This is a genomic window from Pseudomonas sp. S31 (genome assembly GCF_016648105.1).
Classification (GTDB): domain Bacteria; phylum Pseudomonadota; class Gammaproteobacteria; order Pseudomonadales; family Pseudomonadaceae; genus Aquipseudomonas.
The window spans coordinates 46,646-64,000 of record NZ_JACVVE010000020.1 but is presented as its reverse complement, the minus strand read 5'-3'; the positions used below and the strand labels follow the sequence as shown (position 1 = coordinate 64,000).

Below are 17,355 nucleotides of genomic sequence, written 5' to 3'. Positions count from 1 at the left end.
TGCAAAAAAAACGCCTCGCTGGGGCCGCAGCGGGGCGTTTGTCTGGAATTCATGTGCAAGGGGGTCGCAACGCGGCCCCGATGCACCGATTCAGGCGTCGACCAGGATCGAGGTGCCGGTCATCTCGGCCGGCTTCTCCAGCCCCAGCAGCTTCAGCATGGTCGGCGCCACATCGGCCAGCACGCCGCCTTCACGGACCTGCACCGGGCGCTTGCCGACGTAGATGAACGGTACCGGCTCGGTGGTGTGCGCGGTGTGCGCCTGGCCGGTGCATTCGTCTTCCATCTGCTCGACGTTGCCGTGGTCGGCGGTGATCAGCGCTTCGCCGCCGACCTTGTCCAGCGCCGCGACGATGCGCCCGACGCAGCCATCCAGGGCCTCGACGGCCTTGACCGCGGCGTCGAACACGCCGGTGTGGCCGACCATGTCGCCGTTGGCGTAGTTGACCACGATCACGTCGAAGCGCTGCTGTTCGATGGCCTCGACGATGCGGTCGGTGACCTCCGGCGCGCTCATCTCCGGCTGCAGGTCGTAGGTGGCGACCTTCGGCGATGGTATCAGGATGCGCTCCTCGCCTTCGAACGGTTCTTCACGCCCGCCGGAGAAGAAGAAGGTGACGTGGGCGTACTTCTCGGTCTCGGCGATGCGCAGCTGGGTCTTGCCGTTCTTCGCCAGGTATTCGCCGAGCACGTTGTGCAGGCTGGCCGGGGCGAACGCCGCCGGGGCCGGGATCTTCGCCGAATACTGGGTCAGGCCGATGTAGGCCGCGAGCTTGGGCAGGCGCGGGCGCGGAAACTCGTTGAAGTCGGGCTCGACGAACACCCGCGACAGTTCGCGGGCACGGTCGGCGCGGAAGTTCATGAAGATCACCGCGTCGCCGTCCTCGACCTTGACCGCTTCGCCGATGCGCGTGGCCTTGACGAACTCGTCGCTCTCGTCACGGGCGTAGGCCGCTTCCAGGCCTGCCAGGGCGCTGTCGGCGGTGTACTCGGCGGTGCTGTCGACGATCAGGTTGTAGGCGGCGCTGACCCGATCCCAGCGGTTGTCGCGGTCCATCGCGTAGTAACGGCCGATCAGGCTGGCGATGCGGCCTTTGCCGAGCTTGGCGAAGGTCGCGTCGAGCAGCTCGATCGACGACTGCGCGCTGCGCGGCGGGGTATCACGGCCGTCGAGGAAGGCGTGCAGGTAGATCTTCTCGGCGCCACGCTGCGCGGCCAGTTCGGCCATGGCCACCAGGTGATCCTGGTGGCTGTGCACGCCGCCGTCGGACAGCAGGCCGAGGATGTGCACGGCCTTGCCGGCACTGGCGGCCTTGTCTACCGCGCCGGTGAGCACCGAGTTGTGGAAGAACTCGCCGTCACGGATGGCCTTGGTCACCCGGGTGAAGTCCTGGTAGACGACACGGCCGGCACCGAGGTTCATGTGGCCGACTTCGGAGTTGCCCATCTGCCCGTCTGGCAGGCCGACATCCATGCCGGAACCGGAAATCAGGCCATGCGGCTGGGTGGCGCGCAGGCGGTCGTAGACCGGTGTGTTGGCGGCGTAGATGGCGTTGTATTCGGGGCTTTCGCTATGGCCGAATCCATCCAGGATGATCAGGACCAGGGGTTTGGGCGTACTCGTCATCAATCAAACTCACGGTTGTTCAAAGATGATAAAGACACGCATTTTAGGGCAAATACGCCAGCAACGGCGAATATTCGTCCCGCCGGCCGACCGGCGCGGACAACCTGGCAACATGAAGGTACCTTTGCCGCCCGCCCGTCGGGCTTTGGTGGCACTGGGGGGCTGTGTATACTGGCCGGCATTTTCAATCGCCTGGAACACCGCTGATGGTTGCTCACCTGATTCAATTCGCGACAGATCACTACATCCTGGTCGCGATTTTCGTTGTTCTGCTGGTCCTGCTGCTCATCAATGAAGTCCGCCGTGGCGGCCAGAGCCTGAGCAACGGCCAGCTGACCGCGCTGGTCAACGCCGACAAGGCCGTGGTCATCGACATCCGCCCGGCCAAGGAATACGCCACCGGCCACATCGTCGGCGCGCTGAACATCCCGCAGGACAAGCTGGTCAACCGCATGACCGAGCTGGACAAGCACAAGGAAAAGACCCTGATCGTCGTCGACGCGATGGGCCAGCAGTCCGGCACCCTCTGCCGCGAGCTGCTCAAGGCTGGCTACACCGCTGCCAAGCTCAGCGGTGGTGTTTCCAGCTGGAAAGCCGATAACCTGCCTTTGGTGAAGTGATATGAAGCCTGTCATCGTCTATTCCAGCGACTATTGCCCCTACTGCATGCGCGCCAAGTACCTGCTCGAGAGCAAGGGCGTGGCGTTCGAAGAAATCAAGGTCGACGGCAAGCCGCAGGTGCGTGCCGAGATGAGCCAGAAGGCCGGCCGCACATCGGTGCCGCAGATCTGGATCGGCAGCACGCACGTCGGTGGATGCGATGACCTCTATGCCCTGGAGCGCGCCGGCAAGCTCGACGCGCTGCTGGCGGCCTGAATTGCTCTGCATTGAAAAACATTAGGATAAGGATCTGCCATGACTGACCAACAGACCAACGGCGCTGCTGCCACCGAAGACGACAACAGCCCACAGTTCTCCATGCAGCGCATCTACGTGCGCGACCTGTCGTTCGAGGCACCGAAGAGCCCGCAGATCTTCCGCCAGCAGTGGGAGCCGAGCGTCGCGCTGGACCTGAACACCAAGCAAAAGGCCCTGGAAGGCGACTTCCACGAAGTGGTGCTGACCCTGTCGGTCACCGTCAAGAACGGTGACGAAGTGGCCTTCATCGCCGAAGTGCAGCAGGCGGGTATCTTCCTGATCAAGAACCTCGACGCGGCCTCGATGAGTCACACCCTCGGCGCATTCTGCCCGAACATCCTGTTCCCGTACGCCCGTGAGACCCTCGACAGCCTGGTGACCCGTGGTTCGTTCCCGGCACTGATGCTGTCGCCGGTCAACTTCGATGCCCTGTACGCGCAAGAGATGCAGCGCATGCAGGAAGCTGGCGAAGCGCCGACCGTGCAGTAAGTTTGCTGGTTTCAGAAAAGCGCCTTTCGGGGCGCTTTTTTGTTGCCTGTGCTGGCCCTTTCGCGGCTAAAGCCGCTCCTACACGAGCAGTGCGCATCCTGTAGGAGCGGCTTTAGCCGCGAAAGGGCCGCATCGGGCGGTAGATCAACTCCCGGCAAACCCATTCTGCCGCCAGGCCTCATACACGGTCACCGCCACCGTGTTGGACAGGTTAAGGCTACGGCACCCCGGCCGCATCGGCAGGCGCAGGCGCTGCTCGCCTGGCAGGCTGTCCAGCACCTCGGCCGGCAGGCCGCGGCTCTCGGGCCCGAACAGGAAGGCGTCGCCGGGCCGGTAGGTGGTTTCGTGGAAGGCGTGCGAGCCCTTGGTGGTGAAGGCGAACAGGCGCGGGTTGCCCAGGCTTTCCAGGCATGCGGCCAGGCTTTCGTGGCGCTTGAGCGTGGCATACTCATGGTAGTCCAACCCAGCGCGGCGTAGGCGTTTGTCATCCAGTTCGAAGCCGATCGGCTCGATCAGGTGCAGGTCGCAACCGCTGTTGGCGCAGAGGCGAATGATATTGCCGGTATTCGGCGGAATTTCAGGTTGAAAAAGGATGACGTGAAACATGCACGGCTCCAAGCGTGAAGATGACGAGCATTCTACCCTCGAACCGGACGAGCGTTCGAAGGCTTGGCCGCGCGTGCTGTTTTCGTTGGCCATTTTCGGCATGCTGGTAGGTCTGATGATCGGCCGCCTTACTGCCCCTGATGAGCGCATGCTGGAGCAGGTGGCGGTGGTGCAGGATGGCCTGGACCTGTGGTTCAACGAAGAACCCAGGCTGCATGGCGAAAACGTGGAAGGTACCGTGGCGCTGTTGTTCGAGGCCGAGGGCAAGGTGCAGCGCGGGCAGCTCGACTTGCAGGGCAAGCCGGTGGCTTGGCAACTGCGCAGGAGCAAGGAAGGGTTGTTGCTGACGGTGGTTGCCGCGCGTCCCCTGCACGCCGAGTGGGCCGGTGCAGAGGACGCTGGGCGTTGGCGTGTGCAGGTGAGGCTGCACGAATAAAAGAGGGGATTTCCCGGCCTGCCTGTACCGAGGTCCCCAAAACGGCGTACTGCGAATAAAAGGGGGGTTCACCCGGCCTGCCTGTACCGAGGCCCCCAAAACTGGAGATACAGTACTTATTGCAGGTGGCGTGCCAACTTTGAAAACCCTGTAAACACGGCGTTTGCAGGTGATTTGGCCAGGTTTTGAGGGGATTTGTGCCTTAGCGGGGTGCGTGAAGCACAACATCAGTGCATGGAGCCCTGAACGCATTCGCGGGTAAACCCGCTCCTACAGACGATGCCGTGTAGGAGCGGGTTTACCCGCGAATGCGTCAGGGCAGGCTGCCTAGGGATTAATGATCGTCGCCGTCATCATCATCCCCGCCATCCACGTTCATCCCCAGTTCCTTGATCTTGCGCGTCAGGGTATTGCGCCCCCAGCCCAGCAGCAGCGCCGCATCGCGCCGGCGCCCGGCGGTATGCTTGAGGGCGGTCTCGATCATGATCCGTTCGAAACTGGGCACGGCGCTGTCGAGCAGGTTCGACTGGCCGCGGGCCAGTGCCTGGTCGGCCCACTGGCGCAGTGCCTGTTCCCAATTGGTGACCGGTGCCGCGTCCTGCGGCAGGTTGAGCAATTCGGGCGGCAGGTCACCGATCAGCACTTCGCGGCTGGACGCCATCACGGTGATCCAGCGGCAGGTGTTCTCCAGCTGGCGCACGTTGCCGGGCCAGGGCAGGTTGCGGATGAATTCCTCGGTTTCCGGCTTGAGCAGCTTGGGCTCCACCGCCAGTTCCTGGGCCGCGCGGCCGAGGAAGTGCCGGGCCAGTGCCGGGATGTCCTCGCGGCGGTCGGCCAGGCGCGGAATATGGATACGAATCACGTTGAGGCGGTGGAACAAGTCTTCGCGGAACTTGCCGGCCTGCACCAGCGACTCCAGGTTCTGGTGGGTGGCGGCGATGATGCGTACGTCGACCTTGACCGGCACATGGCCCCCGACGCGGTAGAACTCGCCGTCGGCCAGCACGCGCAGCAGGCGGGTCTGGGTGTCGGCCGGCATGTCGCCGATCTCGTCGAGGAACAGCGTGCCGCCATCGGCTTGCTCGAAGCGCCCGCGACGCAGGTTGGCCGCGCCGGTGAAGGCGCCTTTTTCATGGCCGAACAGTTCCGACTCCATCAAGTCCTTGGGAATCGCCGCCATGTTCAGGGCGATGAACGGCGAGGCCGCGCGCGGGCTGTGGCGGTGCAGGGCGTGGGCCACCAGCTCTTTGCCGGTGCCCGATTCGCCGTTGATCAGCACGGTGATGTTGGAGTGGCTGAGGCGACCGATGGCGCGGAACACCTCCTGCATGGCCGGTGCTTCGCCGATGATTTCCGGCGTGCGGGTCAGCGCCTGTGGCTCTTCCAGGCCTTGCTGTTCCTGGGCGTGCTGGTTGGCGCGCTTGACCAGCGACACCGCCTCGTCGACGTCGAACGGCTTGGGCAGGTACTCGAACGCGCCGCCCTGGTAGGACGCCACGGCGCTGTCCAGGTCGGAGTGCGCCGTCATGATGATGACCGGCAGGCGCGGGTGCTGCTCGCGGATCTGTGCCAGCAGATCGAGACCACTGGCGCCGGGCATGCGGATGTCGGAGATGATCACGTCGGGCTGCTGCCGGGCCAGGCGGCCCATCACGCCATCGGCGCTGTCGAAGCTCTGGGTGGTCATGCCTTCCTGTTGCAGGGCTTTTTCCAGTACCCAGCGGATGGAGCGATCATCATCGACGATCCATACGGTTTCACTTCGGCTCATGAGGCGGTGGCTCCTTGTTCCAGGGGCAGGAAGATCGAGAAGGCGGTGTGCCCTGCGTGGCTTTCACACTCGATCAGGCCCTGGTGCTGGCTGATGATGTTCTGGGTAATGGCCAGGCCCAGCCCGGTGCCATCCGGGCGTCCGCTGACCATGGGATAGAAGAGAGTGTCCTGCAGTTCCGCAGGAATGCCTGGGCCGTTGTCGATGATCTCGACACGGGCCACCAGGCGGTGGCGCACATGGCCGATGGTGAATTGGCGCATCGCGCGGCTGCGCAAGGTGATGCGGCCCAGGCGCAGTTCGTTCTGCGAGCTGATCGCCTGCATGGCGTTGCGAACGATGTTGAGCACCGCCTGGATCATCTGCTCGCGGTCGATCAGCACGTCCGGCAGGCTCGGGTCGTAGTCACGCACCAAAGTGATGCAGCCCTGGCTTTCCGCCTCGACCAGGCTGCAGACCCGCTCCAGCACTTCGTGGATGTTGGTCATGGCCAGGGAAGGCAGCTTGTTCGAACCCAGCATACGGTCGACCAGGTTACGCAGGCGGTCAGCTTCTTCGATGATCACGTTGGTGTAGTCGCGCAGACCGTCGTCGGGCAATTCACGGGCGAGCAGTTGCGCCGCGCCACGGATGCCGCCGAGCGGGTTCTTGATCTCGTGGGCCAGGCCGCGCACCAGCATCTTGGTGGTTTCCTGCTTGCTCAGCTGGGCTTCTTCCTTGGTGATGCGCAGCAGCCGGTCGCGCGGATGCACTTCCAGCAGGAGCAGGGTGTTGCCCTGGTGCAGGATCGGCGTCACGGCATAGTCGACGGTGATGGGCTGCCCGGTCAGCGAGGTCAGTTGTGCCTCGCGCTTGGTGAACGGGTGCGCCTGTTCCACCGCCTGGCGCAGCGAGTTGAGCGCTTCGTTGGATTCGGTGAACAGCTCGCTGATGAACTGCCCGTGGCTACGCTGGCCGCTGACGGCCAGGAGCATTTCCGCGGCCGGGTTCATGTATTCCAGTCGCAGTTCGGCGTTGAGCAGGAGCGTCGCGGTGGTCAGGTTATCCAGGAGCAGACGGTGCTGTGCATCGCTGATGGTCATAAGGCGTCGTCGACCTCTTTTGGCGCTTGTCAGGCATGGCCCGGCCAGGGCCGGGCGCGCGGACGATCCGCAGATGCCAGTCTCTTCTTGAGAAACTGCAAGAAACAAACCAAGGCTCCGAAAAGAAGCGGAATTGGCCGAGGAACCCCTGGATATGCGCAAATTCGGACCAGAAACCACCGGTCATTGGTTGCTCATGACCTGTTATGGGGTGCATTCAAGGGCGTTTGGCCGATGAATGCACCAATATAGAGCATAGAGGGTTCAGGGGGTTTGGCACAGTTGCCCGGTGGCGCGCACGAGGGCCTGTTTCAGTCCCGGGTCCGTTGCCCGGGCATCGATGGTGGCTGCGAGCCTGCTGGCGCAATCGGGTCGGTAGGCATTGTCGAAGTTGGCGAGATTTTGCAACAGGACGGCTTGCAGGTCGTCGAGCTGGGGGCGGACCGCTTGCTCCAGGTCGCGGCGAGGGGTGTCCGGGGCTTCGCCTCGCACCTGCCAGCGGTTGATCAAGCTGTATTGCACCATCTTGTGTGCTTCGATCTGGTCGGCGAAGAAAGCCTGGGCGCGTTCTGGTGTGAGTTGGTAACGCCAGGCGTTATTGCGAACGTTGGCCAGCACCTGTCGTTCACGCTGTTGCGCGTACACCGGCTGGGCGTTGTCCCATTTGTGCAGTGCTACGTCCTGGGCGGTGGTCAGGCGTTGCTCTATGCCTTTGAGCAGCGTGTTCAGTGCACTGTCGTCAGCATTGAAAGGCTTTGGGCATTGGGCTTCAGGGGTGGAAAAGGCGAGTTGCTCGGTGGCTGCGTGGAACACCATCACCGTGGCCGCTTGTTCGCGGGTGTGGCCCCGGTGCACTTCGTTGACGAGCTCGGCCAGGGTGTCGCCGGCCTTGAGGTGAATCTGCTTGCCGTCGCGGGTTTCCACTTCGAGTTTACCTTCGGCCAGATAACCCAGGTTGAAGCCCTGGTGACAGTGCCAGTCGAGGGTGGTATTGGCCGGAATGCTGACTTTCACCAGGGACAGCACGGGTTGGCCTTCGGGGTAGGCGGGGTAGGGAGTGCCATCCCAGCTGGCGCTGGTGCGGTACAGTACTTCGGACTGTACCTTGCCGGCCTCGGAGGGGCTGGCGCTGCAGCCGGCGAGTAGGGCGACGGCAATGAGGGCGATAGGTAGGGGGGCGCGCATGGTGTGGCTCCGTTGAAGGATGGACCGTATACCCTGCGCGGTAATGACGCTGGACGATGTCAGCAAGGTCTGAGCCGCTTGAACGAAAAAGGCCTCCACGCGGGAGGCCTTTTCTTACTTCGGGCCAGTGGTACTGGCCGACCGGATCAGCAGCTGTAGTACAGCTCGTATTCCAGTGGGTGCACGAAGGTACGGACCTTGATTTCTTCTTCGCTCTTCAGTTCGATGAAGGCATCGATGAAGTCGTCGGAGAACACGCCGCCCTTGGTCAGGAACGCACGGCCTTTATCCAGCTCTTCCAGAGCTTCTTTCAGGCTGCCGCAGACTTGCGGAATGTTCTTGGCTTCTTCAGGTGGCAGGTCGTACAGGTTCTTGTCGGCCGCATCGCCTGGGTGGATCTTGTTCTGGATGCCGTCCAGGCCAGCCATCAGCAGGGCCGCGAAGGCCAGGTACGGGTTGGCCGATGGGTCCGGGAAGCGTGCTTCGATACGGCGGGCTTTCGGGCTGCCGACGTAAGGAATACGGATCGAGGCGGAGCGGTTGCGAGCCGAGTAGGCCAGCATCACCGGGGCTTCGAAGCCTGGGACCAGACGCTTGTAGGAGTTGGTCGACGGGTTGGTGAAGCCGTTCAGGGCCTTACCGTGCTTGATGATACCGCCGATGAAGTACAGGGCGGTGTCGGACAGGCCGGCATAGCCTTCGCCGGAGAAGGTGTTCTTGCCTTCTTTCCAGATCGACATGTGCACGTGCATGCCCGAGCCGTTGTCGCCGTACAGAGGCTTCGGCATGAAGGTAGCGGTACGGCCGTAGGCGTCGGCAACGTTGTGCACGACGTACTTCAGGGCCTGTACTTCGTCAGCCTTCTTCACCAGGGTGTTGAACTTGACGCCGATTTCGTTCTGGCCGGCAGTCGCCACTTCGTGGTGGTGGACTTCAACGGTCTGGCCCATTTCTTCCAGAGCGTTGCACATGGCGGTACGGATTTCGTGGTCGTGATCGAACGGCGGAACCGGGAAGTAGCCGCCTTTGACGCCTGGACGGTGGCCCTTGTTGCCGCCTTCCACGTCAGCGCCGGTCATCCACGAGCCTTGCTCGGAGAAGATCTTGAACATCGAGCCGGAGATGTCCGACTGGAACTTCACTTCGTCGAAGATGAAGAATTCAGGCTCTGGGCCGGCGAAGACGGTGTCGCCGATGCCGGTGCTCTTCAAGTACTCTTCGGCGCGCTTGGCGATGGCACGTGGGTCGCGGTCGTAGCCCTGCATGCTCGCCGGGTCTACGATGTCGCAGGTGATGATCAGGGTCGGCTCTTCGGTGAACGGGTCCAGAACGGCGGTCTCGTCGACCGGCATCAGGATCATGTCGGAAGCTTCGATGCCCTTCCAGCCCTCGATGGAGGAACCGTCGAACATCTTGCCGACTTCGAAGAAGTCCTCGTCCAGGCCATCACGCGCTGGCATGGTCACGTGATGCTGAGTGCCCTTGGTGTCCGTGAAACGCAGATCAATCCACTTGACGTCATGATCTTTGATGAGTTGAACCGACTTCGACATGTTGTCCTCCGGATGAACGAGAGCGCGGTGAGCCGCTGCCCTGGAAAAAGGGTGTTGCCGGGCGCGGATAGTCGGCCAAGCTTACCTGCCTCACAAGGGAGCAAATTGCATGCCAGTGCCCGAAAATGGCGAGCAGGGGATAAAAGGGGGCGTTTGCGGGCATTTGGTTGGCATTGGCCCAGGAAAAACGCACCTTTAAGAGGCGAATTTTAGACGGTGCGCACCAATTTGGAGCGCATATGCACGGTTGTGCATTGTTTGAGGGCCCTTTCGCGGGTAAACCCGCTCCTACAGCAGGTGGGGTTATCCTGTGGGAGCGGGTTTACCCGCGAAAGGGCCGGTGCAGGCCACGCTGAACCTGCCGCCGGCATCTATCTCAAACCTCCTGATCAAAAGTTGCTCAAAACCTGAGCAATTTCCGCTATAATTCGCGCCCCTCATTTTCGGCAGGCCCTGCGCGCGCTGTTAACCCAATGAAACTTATCGTCAAAGTCTTCCCAGAAATCACCATCAAGAGCCGGCCGGTGCGCAAGCGCTTCATCCGCCAGCTCGGCAAGAACATCCGCAACGTGCTCAAGGATCTCGATCCAGAGCTCGCGGTCGATGGTGTCTGGGACAATCTCGAGGTGGTCACCCGCGTCGAGGACGAGAAGCTCCAGCGCGAGATGATCGAGCGCCTAACCTGCACCCCGGGGATCACCCACTTCCTGCAGGTCGAGGAATACCCCCTGGGCGACTTCGACGACATCGTCGAGAAGTGCAGGCAGCACTTCGGCCACCTGCTGGCCGGCAAGCGCTTCGCCGTGCGCTGCAAGCGCGGTGGCCACCACGACTTCACCTCGATGGACGTCGATCGCTATGTCGGCAGCCAGCTGCGCCAGCAGTGCGGCGCCGTCGGTATCGACCTGAAGAACCCGGAAGTCCTGGTGCGTATCGAGATCCGCGACCAGCGCCTGTATGTGATCCACAACCAGCACCAGGGCATCGGCGGCTATCCGCTGGGCGCCCTGGAGCAGACCCTGGTGCTGATGTCCGGTGGCTTCGACTCCACCGTGGCGGCCTACCAGATGATGCGCCGCGGCCTGATGACCCACTTCTGCTTCTTCAACCTCGGTGGCCGTGCCCATGAACTGGGCGTGATGGAAGTGGCCCACTACCTTTGGAAGAAGTTCGGCAGCAGCCAGCGCGTGCTGTTCATCAGCGTGCCGTTCGAGGAAGTGGTCGGCGAGATCCTCAACAAGGTCGACAACAGCTACATGGGCGTGACCCTCAAGCGCATGATGCTGCGCGCCGCCGCGCGCATGGCCGACCGCCTGGAGATCGACGCCCTGGTCACTGGCGAGGCGATTTCCCAGGTGTCGAGCCAGACCCTACCGAACCTGTCGATCATCGACTCGGCCACCGACAAGCTGGTGTTGCGCCCGTTGCTGGCTAGCCACAAGCAGGACATCATCGACCAGGCCTACGCGATCGGCACCGCCGACTTCGCCAAGCACATGCCTGAGTACTGCGGGGTGATCTCGGTGAACCCGACCACCCACGCCAAGCGCCACCGCATGGAGCACGAAGAGAAGCAGTTCGACATGGAGGTGCTGGAGCGCGCGCTGGAACGCGCCAAGCTGATCTCCATCGACCACGTGATCGACGAGCTGGGCAAGGACATCGAGATCGAGGAAGTGGCCGAGGCGCTGCCTGGCCAGATCGTCATCGACATCCGCCACCCCGATGCCCAGGAGGATGAACCCCTGGTGCTGGAGGGCATCGAGGTCCAGGCCCTGCCGTTCTACGCGATCAACAGCAAATTCAAGCAGCTCGATGGCAACCGCCAGTACCTGCTGTATTGCGACAAGGGTGTGATGAGCCGTCTGCACGCACACCACCTGCTCAGTGAGGGACATGCCAATGTGCGTGTTTATCGTCCGACATAAGACGCCGGGGCTGTATGGCGGCAGTATCCGCCATCGCCCTCCCGACCGCCGGGCCCGCTGAGCCTTAAACAGTACATATTGGTCGCCTAGACTAGGCGGCAACCGAATCCTCTGATCGAGATACAGTTGTGATCGAAAATCTGCGTAACATCGCCATCATCGCCCACGTTGACCATGGTAAAACCACCCTGGTCGACAAACTCCTGCGCCAGTCCGGCACCCTGGAGCGTAACGAGCTCAACGACGAGCGCGTCATGGACTCCAACGACCAGGAAAAAGAGCGCGGCATTACCATTCTGGCGAAAAACACCGCCATCAACTGGAACGGCTACCACATCAACATCGTCGACACCCCCGGCCACGCCGACTTCGGTGGCGAGGTAGAGCGTGTGATGTCGATGGTCGACTCGGTGCTGCTGCTGGTCGACGCCCAGGACGGCCCGATGCCGCAAACCCGCTTCGTGACCAAGAAGGCCTTCGAAGCCGGCCTCAAGCCGATCGTCGTGATCAACAAGGTCGACCGTCCGGGCGCGCGTCCTGACTGGGTTCTGGACCAGATCTTCGACCTGTTCGACAACCTCGGCGCCACCGACGAACAGCTGGACTTCAAAGTCGTCTACGCCTCGGCCCTGAACGGCATCGCCGGCCTGGACCACACCGCCATGGGCGAAGACATGACCGCCCTGTACCAGTCGATCGTCGACAACGTACCGGCGCCGGACGTCGACCGTGAAGGCTCGTTCCAGATGCAGATCTCCGCACTGGACTACAACAGCTTCCTCGGTGTAATCGGCGTTGGCCGTATCGCCCGTGGCCGCGTCAAGCCGAACACCCCGGTCGTCGCCATCGACACCAATGGCAAGAAGCGTAACGGCCGTATCCTCAAGCTGATGGGCCACCACGGCCTGCACCGTATCGACGTCGAAGAAGCCCAGGCTGGCGACATCGTCTGCATCAGCGGTTTCGACGAGCTGTTCATCTCCGACACCCTGTGCGCCCCGGACGCGGTAGAAGCGATGAAGCCGCTGACCGTCGACGAGCCGACCGTTTCGATGACCTTCCAGGTCAACGACTCGCCGTTCTGCGGCAAGGAAGGCAAGTTCGTCACCAGCCGTAACATCAAGGATCGTCTGGACAAAGAGCTGCTGTACAACGTTGCTCTGCGCGTTCAGGAAACCGATTCCCCTGACAAGTTCAAGGTATCGGGCCGTGGTGAGCTGCACCTGTCGGTGCTGATCGAAACCATGCGCCGTGAAGGCTTCGAGATGGCCGTAGGCCGTCCTGAAGTGATCATCCGCGAAGTCGACGGCGTCAAGCAGGAGCCGTTCGAGAACGTCACCATCGACATCCCTGAAGAATCCCAGGGCAAGGTCATGGAAGAGATGGGTCTGCGTAAAGGCGACCTGACCAACATGGTTCCGGATGGCAAGGGCCGTGTTCGCCTGGAGTACAACATCCCAGCCCGTGGTCTGATCGGTTTCCGTAACCAGTTCCTGACCCTGACCAACGGTGCAGGCATCCTGACCTCGATCTTCGATCGCTACGACACCATGAAGTCGGGCCAGATGTCCGGCCGTCTGAACGGCGTACTGGTATCGGTCGAGACCGGCAAGGCTCTGACCTACTCGCTGGAAACCCTGCAGGCGCGCGGCAAGCTGTTCGTCGAGCACGGCCAGGAGATCTACAACGGTCAGATCATCGGCCTGAACAGCCGCGACAACGACTTGGGCGTGAACCCGACCAAAGGCAAGAAGCTCGACAACATGCGTGCTTCGGGCAAAGACGAAGTCATCGCCCTGGTTCCGCCGGTTCGCCACACCCTCGAGCAGGCTCTGGAATTCATCCAGGACGACGAGCTGTGCGAAGTGACGCCGAAGTCGATCCGTCTGCGCAAGAAGATCCTCGACGAAGGCGAGCGTACCCGCGCTGCCAAGAAAGCCAAGAACTGAGTTAGCTCTGGCTGAATGAAAACGCCCCCGGTCGAAAGGCCGGGGGCGTTTTTGTTTGTCTGGCGCATGATCAGCGGGCCGTGCCTAGCTCGGCGGCGTCCAGCAGAGTCTTGGCCAGGGCAATGAGGTAGTCATTGTCCATCACCGCGGTCAGGGTCAGACAAGGGGTGGAAGGAGCACTTGGCCCGTGGCCAGATCGAGGTCGCAGGCAGTTCGTGGAGTCTGCTTCATTTCGCCCAATTTCACATGAGGTGAAGATCCCGGGCCTTGCTGACCAAGGGATGGGGGAAGTCTTCGAATCGGCCTACAGCGTTGAAACGACACGAAAAGATCAAAGGCTGGTTGCTGATGTTGAAGAAACTGAAAAATGAACCGATTCGACGGCCTGTAAGGCGATAGCAGCCTGTAAAAATACGAAACCCCCAATGAAGGGGGTCGTATCGCGGATGCCCTTAGGGACTAATCCCATCAACCGGCACGGCCGGAACCAGGTGGCGGCGTCTAGACACTTCCTGACGGAAGCTCCGTGTACATCGAGACAGGTAAAAGTCTATTGAGTCCTGGCGGGACCGTCAACGCCCAATCACCTTGGGCTTGTAGGCACAATACCCCGGGCGAGGCCCGACCTTGGGGTGGTTGCGGCAGGTGTCCGGGCGCTTGTCATAAATGGTGCACAACCGGCTTTTACGATCCAGGTACATGCAGTCGTCGTTGCTCATCCGGGTCAGGGTGAAGATGCCCGACTTCTGGTTGAAGCGCTCGATGATGCCTTCCTTTTGCAGGCGCTTGGCCACGTTCTTCGGCGGTTCGTCTTTTTCGAATTCGTCCACCACGCCGATCCGGATCAGATCCTTGATCTTCACCTCGACGGGCAGGGTGCAACAGGTCGAATGGCAGCCATGGCACATATGGCTGGCATAGCGCTGCCAAGTCTCCAGGCGGTCGACTTCGGCGGCGGCGATCAGGGTGGTTTTCATCGTTATTTATGGCGAATCACGGTCTTGGGGCGCGCGATCATACCGGAGTTGTTCAATTTGTGAACAACCTTTTGGCCGATTGCGTGGGGCTTCGCGAAATCCACATGAAAACCGCGAACCCAGGCTGTCGCTGCCGGTCGAACCGACTAGGCTCAACAGTCTCCCTCCGTATTCGTCAACTTGCTCGAGGATGCCGCATGTCCCAGGAACCCAAAGCTCGTGACGCCGAGGTGGCCGAATTTCGCGCCGCTGTGCTGGACAAACTGACCTACGCGATCGGCAAGGACCCCGAGCATGCCTTCGACCACGACTGGTTCGAAGCCATCGCCCTGGCCGCGCGCGATCACATGGTCGACCACTGGATGGACCACACCCGCCGGGCCTACCGCCGCAGCCAGAAGCGGGTGTACTACCTCTCCCTGGAATTTCTCATCGGTCGCCTGCTCTACGACAGCCTGAGCAACCTTGGCCTGCTCGACATCGCCCGCGAGGCGCTCGATGGCCTGGACGTCGACCTCGAGCGCATCCGTCTGCTCGAGCCTGACGCGGCGTTGGGCAACGGTGGCCTGGGGCGCCTGGCCGCGTGCTTCATGGAAAGCATGTCGACCCTCGGCATCGCCGCCCATGGCTACGGCATCCGCTACGAACATGGCCTGTTCCGCCAGGCCGTGGTCGATGGCTGGCAGCAGGAACAGACCGAGAACTGGCTGGACTTCGGCAACCCTTGGGAGTTCGAGCGGGCCGAGGTGATCTACCCGATCAGCTTCGGTGGCAGCGTGGAAACCGTGCACGACACCCACGGCCAGCAGCGCCAGGTGTGGTGGCCTGGCGAGACGGTGCGGGCGGTGGCCTACGACACGCCGGTGGTCGGCTGGCGCGGTTCCAGCGTCAACACCTTGCGCCTGTGGCGGGCGCGGGCCCTGGAAGAACTGCACCTGGAGCGCTTCAACGCCGGTGACCACCTGGGTGCGGTGGCCGAGGTGGCACGTGCCGAGAGCATCTCGCGGGTGCTGTACCCGGCCGACAGCACCGAGGCCGGCCAGGAACTGCGCCTGCGCCAGGAGTACTTCTTCGTCTCGGCATCGCTGCAGGACCTGCTGCGGCGCCACCTGAACATGCATGACAACCTGCTCAACCTGCCGGACGCGGCGGCCATCCAGCTCAACGACACGCACCCGTCGATTGCCGTGGCCGAGCTGATGCGCCTGTTGGTCGACCAGCACGAGATCCCCTGGGACACCGCCTGGGATCTGACCGTCGGCACTCTTGCCTACACCAACCACACCTTGTTGCCCGAAGCGCTGGAAACCTGGCCGGTGGCATTGATGGAGCGCATGCTGCCGCGGCACATGCAGATCATCTACCTGATCAACGCCTACCACATCGATGCCTTGCGGGCGAAGGGCATGCATGACTTCGACGTGTTGCGCGCGGTATCGCTGATCGAGGAAGACAACGGCCGCCGGGTGCGCATGGGCAACCTGGCATTCCTTGGCTCGCACAGCGTCAATGGGGTGTCGGCGCTGCACAGCAAGCTGATGAAGAGCACGGTGTTCGCCGAGCTGCACAAGCTCTACCCGCAGCGTATCAACAACAAGACCAATGGCATCACCTTCCGCCGCTGGCTGTACCAGTCCAACCCCCAGCTGACCGACATGCTCGTCGGCGCGCTGGGGCCTGAGCTCAAGGACGATCCCGAACGGTTGCTGGCCGGTCTTGCGCCGTTCGCCGACAAGGCGGACTTTCGCAAGCAGTTCGCCGCCCAGCGCCTGCACAGCAAGCGCGCCCTGGCCGGTATCATCCAGGACCGCCTGGGCATCACGGTCAACCCTGAGGCGATGTTCGACGTGCAGGTCAAGCGCATCCACGAGTACAAGCGCCAGCTGCTCAACCTGCTGCACACCGTGGCCCTGTACCAGGCCATGCGCAACGACCCTGGGACCCATTGGGTGCCACGGGTGAAGATCTTCGCCGGCAAGGCTGCGGCCAGTTACCACCAAGCCAAGCTGATCATCAAGCTGGCCAACGATATCGCCCGGGTGGTCAACAACGACCCGACCTTGCGCGGCCTGCTCAAGGTGGTGTTCCTGCCCAACTACAACGTCAGCCTGGCCGAGAGCATCATCCCGGCGGCGGACCTGTCCGAACAGATCTCCACCGCCGGCTACGAGGCGTCCGGCACCAGCAACATGAAGTTCGGCCTCAACGGCGCGCTGACCATCGGCACCCTCGATGGCGCCAACGTCGAGATGTGCGAGCACGTAGGCGCAGAGAACATGTTCATCTTCGGCCTGACCGCGCAGCAGGTGGAGGCGCGTCGGCGCGACGGCGACTTTGGCGCCAGTGCGGCGATCGCCAGCTCCAGCCGCCTCAACGACGTGCTGCAGGCCGTTCGCAGCGGGGTATTCTCGCCGGATGATCCGGGGCGCTACACCGCCCTGGTCGATGGCCTGGTGGCCTACGACCGGTTCCTTGTGTGCGCCGACTTCGAGGCCTATTGGGAGGCCCAGCGCCGGGTCGAGGAACTGTGGCACACGCCCCAGGAGTGGTGGCGCATGGCGGTGCTGAATACGGCGCGGATGGGCTGGTTCTCTTCGGACCGCACCATTCGCGAGTATGCCGGGGAGATCTGGAAAGCGCTGGACTGATGTGAGGCCATTCGCGGGCAAGCCCGCTCCCACAGGATTCACTACAGACCCCAAGGCCTGTGGAGAACCCAGTGGGAGCGGGCTTGCCCGCGAATGGGCCCACAACCAGACCATCGGCCTGGCGCAGGCTGAACTACCCACCTATTGTGCCGTCAGAGAGCCGTGGCGAGTCTCATCACTCGCTAGC

The 17,355-nt window shown here is 62.4% G+C and carries 15 protein-coding genes; 8 read left to right on the top strand and 7 right to left on the bottom strand.

All coding sequences use genetic code 11. The annotated features are described in order from the left end of the window. Window positions 1-90 precede the first annotated feature (90 nt). The gene (gene gpmI / locus IAE37_RS16060) at window positions 91-1,626 is read right to left on the bottom strand and encodes a 2,3-bisphosphoglycerate-independent phosphoglycerate mutase (RefSeq protein ID WP_201175120.1); all 1,536 of its coding nucleotides are present in this window, start codon (window positions 1,624-1,626) and stop codon (window positions 91-93) included. Window positions 1,627-1,832: 206 nt separating this feature from the next. On the opposite strand from gpmI, the gene IAE37_RS16055 reads away from it, so the two are divergent. From IAE37_RS16055 to secB, 3 genes are read left to right on the top strand one after another with little or no spacing between them, the layout of a single operon-like run. Then, window positions 1,833-2,246: a rhodanese-like domain-containing protein gene (locus tag IAE37_RS16055; RefSeq protein ID WP_201175119.1), complete on the top strand. Its 414-nt coding sequence runs from the start codon at window positions 1,833-1,835 to the stop codon at window positions 2,244-2,246. 1 nt (window position 2,247) lies between these two features. Beyond that, window positions 2,248-2,502 (top strand): glutaredoxin 3, encoded by a 255-nt coding sequence (gene grxC / locus IAE37_RS16050; RefSeq protein ID WP_003249204.1) that lies wholly within the window; start codon window positions 2,248-2,250, stop codon window positions 2,500-2,502. Window positions 2,503-2,541: 39 nt separating this feature from the next. Then, window positions 2,542-3,033, top strand: coding sequence for a protein-export chaperone SecB (secB, locus tag IAE37_RS16045; protein ID WP_201175118.1), 492 nt, complete (start codon window positions 2,542-2,544; stop codon window positions 3,031-3,033). Window positions 3,034-3,177: 144 nt separating this feature from the next. Here the strand turns inward: secB and trmL are convergent, their stop codons facing one another. After that, window positions 3,178-3,639, bottom strand: coding sequence for a tRNA (uridine(34)/cytosine(34)/5-carboxymethylaminomethyluridine(34)-2'-O)-methyltransferase TrmL (trmL, locus tag IAE37_RS16040; RefSeq protein WP_201175117.1), 462 nt, complete (start codon window positions 3,637-3,639; stop codon window positions 3,178-3,180). Here trmL and IAE37_RS16035 point away from each other — a divergent pair. Then, complete coding sequence (locus IAE37_RS16035) at window positions 3,638-4,075, top strand: hypothetical protein (protein ID WP_201175116.1); 438 nt, start codon at window positions 3,638-3,640, stop codon at window positions 4,073-4,075. The two genes, trmL and IAE37_RS16035, sit on opposite strands and share 2 nt — an antisense overlap. Before the next feature lie 334 nt (window positions 4,076-4,409). On the opposite strand, the gene ntrC is transcribed toward IAE37_RS16035, so the two are convergent. The 4 genes from ntrC to glnA form a co-directional block, all read right to left on the bottom strand. Next, the gene (gene ntrC, locus IAE37_RS16030; RefSeq protein WP_201175115.1) at window positions 4,410-5,846 is read right to left on the bottom strand and encodes a nitrogen regulation protein NR(I); all 1,437 of its coding nucleotides are present in this window, start codon (window positions 5,844-5,846) and stop codon (window positions 4,410-4,412) included. Further along, window positions 5,843-6,928 carry a nitrogen regulation protein NR(II) gene (gene glnL / locus IAE37_RS16025; protein ID WP_201175114.1) on the bottom strand — a complete coding sequence of 362 codons (1,086 nt, stop codon included), beginning with the start codon at window positions 6,926-6,928 and terminating at the stop codon, window positions 5,843-5,845. Before glnL ends, ntrC begins: the two co-directional genes overlap by 4 nt. Window positions 6,929-7,192: 264 nt before the next feature. Continuing rightward, window positions 7,193-8,113, bottom strand: coding sequence for a chorismate mutase (locus tag IAE37_RS16020; RefSeq protein WP_201175113.1), 921 nt, complete (start codon window positions 8,111-8,113; stop codon window positions 7,193-7,195). A 146-nt stretch (window positions 8,114-8,259) separates the two neighbouring features. Then, window positions 8,260-9,666 carry a type I glutamate--ammonia ligase gene (gene glnA, locus IAE37_RS16015; protein WP_201175112.1) on the bottom strand — a complete coding sequence of 469 codons (1,407 nt, stop codon included), beginning with the start codon at window positions 9,664-9,666 and terminating at the stop codon, window positions 8,260-8,262. Between the two features lie 473 nt (window positions 9,667-10,139). Here glnA and thiI point away from each other — a divergent pair, with 473 nt between their 5' ends. The 3 genes from thiI to IAE37_RS16000 all read left to right on the top strand — a co-directional run bounded on the left by thiI (window position 10,140) and on the right by IAE37_RS16000 (window position 13,914). After that, on the top strand, window positions 10,140-11,594 hold the full coding sequence (gene thiI, locus IAE37_RS16010; protein ID WP_201175110.1) for a tRNA uracil 4-sulfurtransferase ThiI: 1,455 nt from the start codon (window positions 10,140-10,142) through the stop codon (window positions 11,592-11,594). A 128-nt stretch (window positions 11,595-11,722) separates the two neighbouring features. Next, entirely contained in the window at window positions 11,723-13,543 is a 1,821-nt protein-coding gene (gene typA, locus IAE37_RS16005; RefSeq protein WP_201175109.1) for a translational GTPase TypA, read from the top strand. Window positions 13,544-13,677: 134 nt separating this feature from the next. After that, window positions 13,678-13,914, top strand: a complete 237-nt coding sequence (locus IAE37_RS16000) for a hypothetical protein (protein ID WP_201175108.1) — start codon at window positions 13,678-13,680, stop codon at window positions 13,912-13,914. 201 nt (window positions 13,915-14,115) lie between these two features. On the opposite strand, the gene IAE37_RS15995 is transcribed toward IAE37_RS16000, so the two are convergent. Further along, window positions 14,116-14,520, bottom strand: a complete 405-nt coding sequence (locus IAE37_RS15995) for a YkgJ family cysteine cluster protein (RefSeq protein WP_201175106.1) — start codon at window positions 14,518-14,520, stop codon at window positions 14,116-14,118. A gap of 197 nt (window positions 14,521-14,717) precedes the next feature. On the opposite strand from IAE37_RS15995, the gene IAE37_RS15990 reads away from it, so the two are divergent. Then, on the top strand, window positions 14,718-17,168 hold the full coding sequence (locus IAE37_RS15990) for a glycogen/starch/alpha-glucan phosphorylase (protein WP_201175104.1): 2,451 nt from the start codon (window positions 14,718-14,720) through the stop codon (window positions 17,166-17,168). Window positions 17,169-17,355 lie beyond the last annotated feature (187 nt).